The following is a 13430-nucleotide window of genomic DNA, read 5'->3' as shown; positions in this document are numbered from 1 at the left end:
CCGCTTATTTTTTTGCTTTTCTTTTTCTTAATGGTTTATCAGGTGGAGCTTTTATCACAGAGACTTGTTGAGTTCCTGGCTGGCCCGGATTGTCTATGGTTACAAAGATACTTCTTTTTATATCTTTCTGAGAGAAGTACTTCATATCACAAACATTACTGTTCAGTGTATAAAAGCCTTTATTCACGATAATGAAGTTTTCTCCGTGAGCGGGAACTGCAAGATTATAGTACTCTTTTCCTTCTATCCTGAGAACAATATTACAGTCTGAATTATTCTTAAATAAAAGAATAGATTCTTTTTTGGTAACATCTTCATTAAGCATTGTATTTAAGAGCTGTACGGTTTTCTCCTTATGCTTTGCAGATGTTTCGGCAATTAAGCGCTTAAATTCTTCCGCTTCATTAGAATTGGGATCTTTCATAGCGTTTTTGGGAATATCTGCAATAACAGGTCTGGCCTCCATGGGTTTGGCAGCATGTGCTCCCTTCGTCCACTCAGAGTTTTTTAAAGCAATAAGTTTAGGTTTCAGCACACTCTTTTTAGGATCGTCAGGGTGTGCGGTCTTAAGATATTCTTCAATTTCCTTGATATTTACGCTTTTTAAGATGTCTTTACTGCTTTTTTGTGCGTATGTAAAGCCGGGGGTAAGGAAAGTGAAAAATAAAATCGTCAAAATTTTTTTTTTCATCAATAGTGTTTGTTTATTTCATCAGTTGATCCGGAATTTTATATAGGTTATTGTTTTTCCTTTCGCTGAGAATAGTTCTTCATAATACGTTTTGATGTCTCTCAAATGTTCTGTATTAGGATCATATTCCGGGGCTCCGTAGATATCATGATGAGCTGAAATGATTTCATGTCCTGCTCCCTGTAAATATCCCAGTGTATACCCGTGAAGGAATTCCGAGTCCGTTTTCAGGTGGATAATTCCTCCTGGTTTCAGGAATTTTTTATAACGGGCTAAAAAGTCCGGGTGTGTCAATCTATGTTTTGTTCTTTTATATTTAATTTGGGGATCCGGGAAGGTAATCCAGATTTCATCCACTTCATTTTCAGCAAAGAAATATTCTACAAGTTCAATCTGTGTTCTTAAAAAAGCCACATTGTTCATATTGTTTTCCACAGCCTCTTTTGCTCCAAACCAGAATCTTGCTCCTTTAATATCAACCCCAATAAAGTTCTTTTCAGGAAATGTTTTGGCCAGTCCAACAGAATATTCTCCTTTTCCACAGCCTAGTTCCAGAACAATTGGGTTGTTATTTTTAAAGAAATTCTCTCTCCATTTTCCTTTAAGTTCAAAGCCTTCTAAAGCCTCTTCTCTTGTAGGTTGAATTACATTCGGTAATATCTTGTTTTCTGCAAATCTTGCTAATTTATTCTTGCCCATGAGTCATTTATAAAATGACTGCAAAAGTAATAAAATTTACACAGAATTGAGGCCTTTTAAAGCTAAAAGACCTATGGTGAAACTATTATATTGTTTTGATTATTTTGCTGTTGCGCTGCCTAAGGCAACCATGATTGGTTTTTGAATGGTTTTTTGTGATGCATATTGTGCACCACAAACCAAACTTGTAAAAAGATACTGGCCTTTTTCCACTACAATTGAGTTGTCTTTATGAGCTGGAACAGCGAGCCTGTACTTTGTATTTCCTACTCCTTCCATTCTTACAATAATATTACAGTCAGATTGATTTTGAATGAGAACAATACATTCTTTAGCATTGGGATCATTATCAAATAAAGAATTAAGGATTTTGACGGTTTTGTTTTGATGCTCAATGGGAGAGATATTCATCAGCATATTGAATTCCTCTGCTTCTGCATTGGGAACAGCTGCATTGGCTGCTGCGTTAACAACAAAAGTATTGTTTGCGTTGCTGGGTGTATAAGTTTCTGTTGATTTTTTGGCTGCAAGTTCAGCTTTATATTTGGCGATCTGTTTCTGTTTGATAATGGCATTCATTTCATCAAAAGTGATCTTGGTGGAAGGGCGCCTTCTTAATAAGGCCAGCATTTCCTGCATATCTTTTACTTTTTGATCTTCAGGATGGGCATTTTTGATGTATTCCTTCATCATTTCCATAACCCGGGGCTTCAATACAGATCTTCGGGGATCATCAGGATGAGCATCTCTTAAGAATGCGTTGATTTCATAGATATTATTGCTTTTCAGAATTTCGCTGTAATCTTTTCCCTTCTTTTGGGCAGACACGCCGAAAAACAAGACCGTGGCAAGAAGTAAAAGTATTTTTTTCATTAATATAATATTAAGTTAAAAATTTGGTACTTTTTCTTAATTTGTGTTTGGGTCAATTAGTCTTTACTAGGATAACGAAATAGTATTGTTTTTATTTTAAACACGTGATCGTGATATAAAATTAAGCATATTTTTGAATATAAACGAAATGTATTCTGTAAAATGTGAATGATTGATAATGAATGATTCTGTTTGCCATAAAAAAATCCATGTAAAGCTACATGGATTTATATATATTTTAATTGTTATTTTTCGGTTTGTTGAGTTTGTTGGGGAGCTACAACTTCCTGAAGATGCGAGTTCCTTAATCTCTTCTGATAGATAGGCATATACTTTTCAATAGGAATTTTTATAGCTTCAAAGTTTCCTGCCAGTATATAAGGCTGTATATTTTCCGAAGTATATACAAATTGTAAAAAGTTATCAATTAGGTTTTCCGGAATCTTAAACTTCGCAAAATAATCTTTTCCTAAATAGTTTTTAACCTGAGTGACCGAGCTATTCATCCTCTCATAAGCCTGATAACGCTGCTTTTTCTTTCTTTCGCCGGAAAGCATATCATAAATACTTTCAAGGCTGAAAGTAAGACCTCCATCCCTTAATCCTGCAACAGGAAGCTCCGGAGGTGTTCCATCTCCCTTAGGCTCAGGAAGTCCGATAACTTTTTTAATGGCCAGTGCTTTATCTTCTTTTCTGAGAGAGTTTACATCATATCTGAGGTTTCCTGTAGGCTTGAATCTGCTGAGTACAATTTCCTGGATCTCATAATAAGCTATTTTCAGTTCTACAAGATTTTTCTGCGCTAATAACTGAGGGGTCATCTTAATATCCTTTCTTTCCGTAACAATGGACGTAAAACGAATAACATCTCCGGGGTTAGCCGGGACATTGAAATTACCGTTGTAGTCAGCAAGTACAGTTTTTTGTGTATTGAGATTGGTAACATATACCTGGTTAAGATAAAGGATGGAGTTATCTCGTAGAAATACCTCCCCGGAATATATTTGAGCATTGATTTTTGCCAGAAAAATCAGTAGCAACAGAGTAAACAGTTTCTTCATATAATTGGCAAAATTACATAGAAATACAGCAATTTGTGCTTAGTTAGATAAGGAATAGTGGTTAAAGTTATATTAAACTTTAGTATTCAATTGTTAATGAATGTTATAAATATATTTCCGACCCGGATACGATCCGGGATATATAATAAAAGGTTGAAAAAAATTACTCTCTTTCAACCTTTTATATGTTTTATCTGTGTCTTACCAACAACCAGCTTGAATGCTTTATTGAAACCGTGGATCCGTATTCTGTCCAGCTGATAAAGTACCAATAAGTGGCTGTAGGAGTATATCTGCCTCCAACTTTTCCATCCCAGATATACCGGTTCTCACGAGTTCCTCTGAAAAGTTCTGCTCCGTATCGGTCAAAGATCCTGAATACAAGATTATCGTGGGACATTAAGGCGGAATAATCTATCGTTTCGTTGAGTCCATCTCCATTGGGAGTAATGGTATTGATAAGGTTAATAATCGCAAATTCCTTTTTCACTTCTGCGCACATTTTAGAGTCTCTTACCACCACATAATGGGCGCCTCTTGGTACATCATAGAAAATATTTGAAGTCTGCCATATCACCCCATCCAAAGAGTATTCATAAGGTGGGGTACCGCCACTAGCACCAATTTTCACTGTTGTGCCATCAATTTCAATGGAAGTGATGATTGGGATTGTGTATTCAGTAACATTCACACTCTGTTTGTAAGTACATCCGTTAGAGGTAAGTTCCACCCAATAGCTTCCGGCAGATACATTAGTAATGGAAGGCGTAGTTGCTCCTGTACTCCATAAGTATTTATCAAATCCTGGCCCTGCATTCAGTGTTGTTGTCGTTTTAGGGCAAATCATCTGATCTATAAGAAGGGCTGATGTTTTAGGGATTTTAATGGTGATTTTAATAGAAGCCACTTCCGGACAACTTCCATTTTTTTCAAAACGGATATAAAACGTTTGTGGTGTTGTAATATTTACTGTTGCCGCTAATGGGTTGGTATTGTTCTGGGCATCAGCTAAGCTTCCATGAAAAGTAAAAGTAACATTCGGATCCACAATAAACATAGGAATAAACTGGGCAAGGTTTACTGTTTTTATCCCATCCAGATCATCATCACATACATTTTCTGTTACGGATTGGCTTGCTAGCTTTATTTTGTCACCAATACTGAATTTTAAAGGTTTAATAACAGGAGGACATCCGTCAGGAGAATCTACTCGGATGTAAATTGTAGTAGTTGTGGTATAACTCCAGTTATTGGGAAGGGTGATAGTGTTTCCTGCATTGGCATCTGCTAAATTTGCATAGTATCTAACTGTAAAATAATTAGGATTGTTAAGGATAGTTGGTGTAATGTTAGAGAGAATGATGTTTACAGTTCCATCAAAATTATCATCACAGAATGTACCATTGTAATTATCTGGTACTGTAGCTTTATTATAAAGAGATAGTGTTATTTGAGCAATGCTTTTACACCCAAGTGTGTTTTTGAGTACAGCATAAATGGTGGTACCATTTGCTGCTGAATAAACATTAGGAGCAGTAATTAGAGCTGCCGGGTTTTCTGTTTGCGCATCTGCCAGGGTAGGATAATAGGTTTTAGTAACAGGGCTGTTTGTAGTTACACTGGCAGTTGTAAGGTCAAATGTTCCTTTTCCATTTACATCGCAGGCAAATAATACTGCATTGGTAGGAATAATAGCTTTAATATTGATGTTTACAGTTACCGTTTCGCAATCAGGAAAGTCAGGGTCATTTCCACAGAAAGTATAGGAAAATGTATCACTTCCTGCTGTGCCGGGAGTATTGACGGTATAGGTAATGATTCCGGTGGTAGGATTTATCACTGCTGTACCTAGCGCTGGCGGAGTGGTGATGGCTACAGTAGAGGGTACAGGTATTTGTGATGAATTACTGAAGGTTGGAGTAATGATTTGCGAAGTACATACATCATAAGCTGTAGCAGTCAGTTTTGTACAATTTGTTACTTTAAACTGTTCAGTAACCAAAGGAGCACAGCTTCCCATTGTTACAGAGCAGGTATAATAACCGGATTGTGTAGGAGTGATGGAGGAATTGTTTGCTCCTGAAATTGCTATTCCGTTTCTATACCATTGGTAGGTGTCATAAATAATGGGATCTACAGTAAGTTCAATTCCAGGAATACAAGATCCTCCGGATTTTAAAATAACGGGTTGTGTAGGAAAGCCTGCGAAGAAACCTCCATATCCCACGGCATCACTCCCAGCTGTGATTCCTGCAGTAATGGCTTTACTGGAAACTATCGTTATAGTTCCTGTAATATTGGGAATTCCATAAGTAACCCAGTTGTTGGTGCCTGTCATATTGTAAGGCCCTGTAGAGGCAGGTGGAGTACCTCCATTTACGGTAACTATAGCTCCTTTTTCTGTAATAAGATTCAGTTTTGTGGGAATATTAAGAACTCCGGATGGGTTTATATTGGAATGAACAAAATTTTCGTTGATAAAACCCAACTCGTTAATTTGTTTGGGAAGATAACAGTTTAAAGCAGGAATAAAATTGAAACCTCCGGTAGCCACTTCACTCACTGTATTTGAATCTCCTGCTAAAATCTGGTAAACATAGGCATTCTTAGATGTTTTGATATATAAATTGTAATGACCACCTCCCTGAAGACTGTACTTAGTATCAGGAATAACAAAATATTTTCCGGTATTCAGTGTAGCGATAGGTAATAATTCATTATTTACGTAAATCTGGGTATTGTCCTGGGTAGCAATAACTACGGCTCCTTCCATATTGGCTCCAATACTTCCGTTGCCTTTAACGAGAGCAAATTCACTTCCGAGCCTGTCAACAGGTACGGCCTGATCCATTAAAATATCAGAACTGGTGGGGAAATTTCCCGCATACTGGCCATTGAAGTTTCCATTGGTGACATTAATCGGTTTATTTGAGGTGATTTTAGCTCCTATAAACCCATCGAAGTTTCCGGGACTATTTCCAATACCGTCAAGAATATAGGATTGTCCTTTGTTTAAAGCGATGTTTATGGTAGGATTGGTTGCTCCTGTAGTCCCGTTTGAGAACTGTACAAGCGGACTGTAGCCCGTAATGGTAACAGTTGTATTATCTTCTGTTGCCAGAATGCTGGTCATAAAATTCAGGATATCATTATTTACACTGATAGGAACCGATGCTGCAAAGAAGCTTTTTCCCGTTGAAGGAATTCCTTTAGAAGTAATAATTTCTGCATGATTAAATACTGAAAATCTTAAGTTCGCATAAAATGGAAATTCTGCCTTCAGATACAATCCTTTTGTGGTAGGAGTAAATAAATCTGTCTGCTGAGTGGTGATGATATAATTTCTTAAAACATCAAATTTCTGCGGATTATTTTTACTGATATTTACTGTTCCGATCAGAACATTATTGTTATAGATATTCACCGGAAACGGAGTTGTTCGGCTGGTAGACAAATAGAGTTTCTGATAAGGAGAGGGGGCGCCAGACCTGTCTATCATTGGAGCAAACCAATGTTCCCTGTCTAATTGCGCAAAAGTAGAGGCGAATATATAAAATATAAATAAAAAAGATAGAATTTTCTTCATTCAGTGATGGTATTTATCACAAATTTAATAATAAAAAGCATTGATATATTGAAAATGTAATAAAAAAACCACGATTTTAAAATCGTGGTTTTGAATGTTATAAATCTGGATGATTATTCTCTGTTTTTTACCATAATCCAGCCAGTATATTTTATTTCTGTTTTTTCTTTGTTAGATTCATTCCATGAAACGTGATACCAGTATGTACCTGTTACAAGCTTTTTGTCGAAGTGTCTTCCGTCCCACTTGTAATTGTTGAATTTATTTCCGGTAAATATCATATTTCCGTATCTGTCATAGATGACAAAGCTAAGGTTCTCTTTATAACCAAGATCACTATAATCGATATAATCATTGATGTTATCTCCATTAGGAGTGATAGCATTCAATAAATTAGGAACTGTAACTTCTGCCGAAATAGGGGTACAGTTATAAGCATCTTTTACGTAGAATCTATGCTGGCCTCTGCTTAATCCTGTGAAAGAATTAGAATCTTGCCAGTTGGTAGTTCCATCCACAGAATATTTGTAAGGAGCTTTACCACCTGCCACAATTACTGTAGCGGTTGTGTTATTAATTTCAATTTGTTGAATAACAGGATCCTGTGCTTTTCTTACTCTTACTACCTGTGTAAGGAAGCATCCGTTTTTCTCAAGAATTACAGTGTATTCACCTACACCTACGCCTCTGATTCCTGAGCTAGTTGCTCCTGTGCTCCATTGATAAGAATCATATCCAGTACCTGCTTCCAGATCTGTTTTATCATCAATACAGATATATTTATCTACAAGGATAGGAGATTTTTTGATAGGAAGTGGAACAAGCTCAATTTTAGCAGTAGCAGTACACCCTTGGTCAGTAGTAATCTTCACATATACAAATCCTCCTGTTGCAGGATAGTTAGCTGCAGCTGTGGCTGAGATTTCATTGATTCCTGCTGTAAGATCCTTTAATGTGCGGTAATATTTTTTTATGGCATTTCCGTAATCTGTAACGTTAGCTTTTGTCAGGTCAAAATAAGCATAAGGTGCTACATCATACCAACAAGCTTTAATAGTGGCATCCTTCACAATGAAAGGTACAACGATCAGATCCAGGGTAACTTCTTCACAGTCCATAAAGTCTGCAGAATCACCACAGAATGTATACACAATTTTATCTGTTCCTTCAAAATTAGGTTTTGGGGTATAAGTAATTGTACCGTCTGGATTTATTACCGCTGTTCCATTAGCAGGAGGGGTAAGAATCTTTATCGTACTTATTACCGGAGTCTGTGTTGACGAAGTGAACGTTGGAGTAATGATCTTGGTAGAACAAGCCGGTTCTTCTTTAGTAGTCTTCTTTAAACAGTTAGTTACTTTATAAGGAGCTGTTACAATTGATTGACATGCTCCCATTGTTACCTTTACAGTATAATAACCAGGTTGTGTTGGCGAATAGGTAAAAGTAGTTGCACCAGAAATAGGAGCGTCATTAAGAAACCACTGGTAGGTATCATAACCTTCCTCTACTTGCAGAATAATTCCAGGAACACAGTCTCCTGATTTTTTATTAATAAAAGGGGTTGATGAAAATCCTGCAAAATATCCGCCATATCCAGCTGAACTGTATCCTCCGTTAATTCCGGCAGTTACTGCTTTATTAGAGGTAATGGTAAGGTTTGGGGGGAAGTTCACTACTGAATAGGTTACCCATTGAGAATTTCCTGTTAAAGGATAGGGTCCCTCAGCTGCTGTAGGTGGAACACCATTTACCATTACAGTAGCTCCAGCTTCAGTTAATATATTAAGCTTTAATTTGATAGTAGAAGTACCGATGCCTGGCATTTCATTGATTTTACCAATTTCATCAATTTTTCTTGGTAAGAAACAGTTCAATGGTGGAATATAATTGAATCCATTGGTTGCATCACTATTATCAATTCCAATAAATTGATAAAGGTATACATTCTTGGATGTGGAAATAAACATGTTAGAATGAGCTCCACCAGATTGAGATGCATAGCTTGGCTCATTGATTCTATACCAACCACCCTCATTTAGAGTGGCAACAGGTGTGCCTGATCCGTTGATGTATACTTGAGTATTATCTTCAGTGGCAATGATAAGACCTCCTTCCATATTGGAGTCTGGCTGTGTAGATCTGGTCTTTACCATTGCAAATGTATTTCCTAATTTGTCTACAGGTACAGCCTGGTCAAGAATAGGATCAGAACCATCTAGCGTAGCATTAGGATCGGTAAGAGGTGTTGGGGTTGAAAAATTACCATTACAGCTACCGTTGGTAAGTGTTACTGGTTTACTTGTTTCAATTTTAGCACCAATGAAACCTTTGCTATTAGCAACTGCATCCTCTACTTTTCCTGCAAAAATAAAAGATTGCCCTTTATTTAAAACAAACGAATGGCTGAAACCAGGAGGATTACCGTTAACAAATTTCAGACCTGGGGTTTTCCAGGTTACGGTAACAGTGGTATTGTCTTCAGTGGCAAGAATTCCTGCTGTAAAATTATCTGTGCTGGCACCTGATGATGTAGGTGTTCTTGTATTGGGGCTGGTCGCCACATAAAACTTAGTACCGATACCCGCTCTACCCTTACTGGTAATAATTTCACCATGGGAACCGTTGGCAAGTCGTAAACTACAATAGAAAGGTCTTTCTGCTTTTAAATAAAGCCCTTTTGAACCTACAACAAAAGCATCGGTAGTACCGTCAGCAGAGATAAGGGTTTCATCCACATCAAATGTTTTGGGGTCTCCTTTAGCGATGGTAACGGTACCGATTACGATATTGTTACTGAGTATTTGTACAGCAAAAGGGGTGGTAGAATCGGTAGATAGATATACCTTATTTTCGAAACCTCCAACAGGGTTCGTATAATAAGGAGCTATCCAGTGTTCAGTATCCCTTTGCGCAAAGAGAGTATTAATGGTAAAAAAAATTAATACCAAACTGAGTAGAATTCTTTTCATGTGTATGGAATTAGGATTTCTACAAAATTAAAATAAAAAATCAAATACCTTTAATAAAATGTAAATAAATGTTTGAAATTATTCTCTATTTTTAATTAAAAGCCATCCTGGATATGAAACTGGTAATTGGGTATCTGGTTCAATCCATTTTATGACATACCAATAAGTTCCTGTAGGGAGACTTCTTCCATTTGATTTTCCGTCCCAGATATAATTTTTGTCAGAAGATTTATATACTGGGTTTCCATATCGATCAGAAACTTCTATGGATACATTCTGCTTTATTCCTAATTCTGAATAGTTCAGGATATCATTAATACCATCTCCATTTGGAGTAATGGTATTGATAAGGTTAACAATCAGGAAGTTTTTGGTTACGTGGCGGCATCCATCCGAACCTAGTACATATACGGTATGAGTACCTCTGGATAATCCTGTAAAAACATTGGAAGACTGATAATCAAAGCCATTTAATGAATACCTGTAAGGAGGAGTTCCGCCTGTTACATAAACAGTTGCTGTAGTACCGGAAACCTCTATTTTAGAAATAACAGGAGACTGAGCGGTGTTAACTTTTACATGTTGACGGTATACGCAACCGTTAAATCCAAGATCTACATAATAACTTCCGGCAGAAGCGCTAATACTTGGGGTGATTGCTCCATTGCTCCATAAGTACGATGAAAAGCCAGGCCCTGCATCTAAAAGAATTTTTTCATTGGAACAAACGATCTGATCCTGAAGTGTGGCAGATTTTTTAGGTGTTTTTAAAGAAAGTGTTAAAATACCCATATTAGAACATGCTGTATTACTTTGGAATCTTATATAGAAGACGCCTCCTGCAGAAGTAATAACTTGTGATGCCGAGATGGGATTAGTTCCAGCCTGGGCATCGGCTGCGGAAGCGTGGAATGATAAAATAACAGCCGGATCAACGGTAAACAAACCTTTATAATCATTCAGGTTTACAGGTTCAGAACCGTTAATATCATTATCACAAACATCAGCGTTAGCATTATTTGTAATCAAAGGAACTTTATTTCCTATGGTAAAATTGATCTGTCCAAAAACCGGCGGACAACTTCCTGTATTCCCTGTTGCTCTTACATACACTGTTGTATTCGCTGTATAAGTCCAGTTGGTAGGAAGTGTATTGTTATTTCCAGCAATGGCATCAGCCTGGTTAAGGTAATATTTTACAGTAGAAATAGCTGAATTGGCAACTATTTGTGGCGTAACATTATCAAAGTTGATATGTACACTTCCATCAACATCATTTCCACAGCTATTAGCATTGAAATTAGTAGTGTTGATAACAGGTATAGGGAATGTATTTAAGGTAATAGTAGCTACTTTTGAACATCCATAAGAGGTTACATTGGCATATACATTTCCGGCAGGTCCTGTGTAATTCAGCGGATTGGCAATAGGACCTGTTAAATTAGCATTGGTGAAATAATCAACTGTAAATCCGGGAGTTGAAGTGATGCTAGCAGCCTTCAGGTTGTAAGTTCCGTTTCCATTAGCATCTGCACAGGAAAATTGAACATCATTTGTAACTTTCAGTACATGAGTATTTACTACAATTTTAAAATATTCAAAGGCAGCAGGATTACCATTTCCTTGAATATAATAAGTAAATGTATCAGTGAAATCTGTAGTCATACCCGCATTTGGAGTATAAGTAATTTGTCCTGTTGTTGGATTGATGGAAACAGTTCCATTGATAGGTTGCGCCATAATACTTGTATTGGCCGGAACTACAGATTGAGTTGAATTGCTAAATGCCGGGGTAATTACTTTTGTGTTACATGAACCAATATCATAAGTTGTGGTTGTGATAGGTGGGCAAGTTGCGTAATCATATTCTGCCGTAAGTCTGGTTTCACAGTTGTTTTTGGTGATTTCACAGGTATAGATCCCGGATCCGTATAAGTCTGGATTGATAGTAGGGGTTGTAGTACCAAGGATTTCCACACCGTTACGATACCATTTATATAGATCATAACCAGGCTCTACCTGTAAAAGCACACCGTTATAGCAGTCTCCTGTTTTAGTAATCACCGGAATGGACGAGAACCCTGCAAAGTATCCGCCATATCCTACCGCTCCGTTTCCTGCTGCAATACCTGCAGTGACAGGTTGGGTTGAATTGACCGTAATGTTACCTGTCACTCCCAATATGGAATAAGTTTCCCAATCTGGGTTTCCCGTTACGGAATAAGGACCGTTTCCTGCAGCAATCGGATTTCCGTTTACTGTTACAATTGCTCCTTTCTGTGTAATGATATTCAGTCTTGTGGTGAAAGAATCACTTCCAATTTTGTTGATAATTCCTATCTCGTCTATTTTTGTTGGCATGAAGCAGCTTACAGGAGGGATAAAATTCATTCCTCCCGAGGCAAATTCATTTCCACTTACTGCTCCTGATAACAACTGGTATACATAAACGTTCTTAGTAGCAGAAATATTCATGTTATAATGACCATTTCCCTGATTTATATATTTATTACTGGAAACAAGATAATGCTTCCCTGCATTAAGGATAACAGGTGATCCGGTTCCGTTAAAAGTAATCTGTGTATTGTCTTCTGTAGCAACAATTACTGCACTTTCCATTTGAGAAGTAACCCCTCCGTTACCTTTTACCATTACAAAGCTCTTTCCCAGTCTGTCTACCGGAACAGACTGATCCATCAATACATCATTATTGGTTACATTTACGTAAGCACCGTTAAAATTTCCATTCGTAACTGTGATGGGTTTTGTAGATGTAATCTTGGCTCCAATCAGACCCGTTTTATTTATATTCTTTTGAGAACTTACAACATCAAGAATGTAAGACTGGCCTTTATTGAGAGTAAATATTTTCGTTGAGGAAGTAGTTCCATTTGAAAAAAGAAGAGAAGGATCATACCCTGAAATTTCCACTGTGGTATTGTTTTCGGTTGCGGTAACACCAATAGTAGAATTCATATAGGTGGCAGAACCTGCAATAGGAGCCATGCCAGCATAGAAAGTAGTCCCCAAAGCTGCTGCTCCTTTGGAAGTCAGGATTTCAGCCTGATTTTGAAGTGAGAATCTGTAATTCGCAAAGAACTTCTTAGCTCCCTTCACGTTAAGCCCCATAGAATTTGGGGTGAATAGCTGAGACTGAGAAGTGGCAATTAAAAAATTATTCGGTACTGATACTGATATAGGGTTGTTTTTGCTTACCTGTACTGTAGTGTAAAGCGTATTATTATTGAAAACCTGTACGGAAAATGGAGTGGATTCGTCTGTAGATAGATACAAAAATCCTTGAAGTTGGTTAACATTAGCTTTTGCTGCCATTGGAGCAAACCAGTGTTCTGTATCCAATTGGGCATTAACTAATAAACAAAAAAAAGTGCAAAAAGCGAGTAGAAATTTTTTCATGCGTTACTATAAGGGCCGCAAATCTAAGTATTAATAATCACAATTTTATACAAAAAAAACTTGGTTTTCTGGTTTACTGTATAATTGTTGAATATTTAAAATTTACGTCATTTAGTGTTCATATTTGCTAA

The 13430-nt window shown here is 37.1% G+C and carries 7 protein-coding genes; all 7 read right to left on the bottom strand.

Annotated elements, in window-relative coordinates:
* Positions 1–4: 4 nt before the first annotated feature.
* The gene (locus J2772_RS10935; RefSeq protein ID WP_245365204.1) at positions 5–691 is read right to left on the bottom strand and encodes a DUF6759 domain-containing protein; all 687 of its coding nucleotides are present in this window, start codon (positions 689–691) and stop codon (positions 5–7) included.
* A gap of 21 nt (positions 692–712) precedes the next feature.
* Positions 713–1390: a tRNA (guanosine(46)-N7)-methyltransferase TrmB gene (gene trmB / locus J2772_RS10930; protein WP_209916513.1), complete on the bottom strand. Its 678-nt coding sequence runs from the start codon at positions 1388–1390 to the stop codon at positions 713–715.
* Positions 1391–1489: 99 nt separating this feature from the next.
* Positions 1490–2263 (bottom strand): DUF6759 domain-containing protein, encoded by a 774-nt coding sequence (locus J2772_RS10925; protein WP_209916505.1) that lies wholly within the window; start codon positions 2261–2263, stop codon positions 1490–1492.
* A gap of 245 nt (positions 2264–2508) precedes the next feature.
* The gene (locus tag J2772_RS10920) at positions 2509–3324 is read right to left on the bottom strand and encodes a hypothetical protein (protein WP_209916503.1); all 816 of its coding nucleotides are present in this window, start codon (positions 3322–3324) and stop codon (positions 2509–2511) included.
* 190 nt (positions 3325–3514) lie between these two features.
* Entirely contained in the window at positions 3515–6910 is a 3396-nt protein-coding gene (locus J2772_RS10915) for a T9SS type B sorting domain-containing protein (protein WP_209916501.1), read from the bottom strand.
* A gap of 113 nt (positions 6911–7023) precedes the next feature.
* Positions 7024–9882, bottom strand: a complete 2859-nt coding sequence (locus tag J2772_RS10910) for a gliding motility-associated C-terminal domain-containing protein (RefSeq protein ID WP_209916499.1) — start codon at positions 9880–9882, stop codon at positions 7024–7026.
* A 78-nt stretch (positions 9883–9960) separates the two neighbouring features.
* The gene (locus J2772_RS10905) at positions 9961–13242 is read right to left on the bottom strand and encodes a gliding motility-associated C-terminal domain-containing protein (RefSeq protein WP_209916497.1); all 3282 of its coding nucleotides are present in this window, start codon (positions 13240–13242) and stop codon (positions 9961–9963) included.
* Between the last annotated feature and the right edge of the window lie 188 nt (positions 13243–13430).

It is taken from the genome of Chryseobacterium jejuense, assembly GCF_017877355.1.
Lineage (GTDB): Bacteria > Bacteroidota > Bacteroidia > Flavobacteriales > Weeksellaceae > Chryseobacterium > Chryseobacterium jejuense_A.
This window is presented reverse-complemented; position numbering and strand designations above follow the sequence as displayed.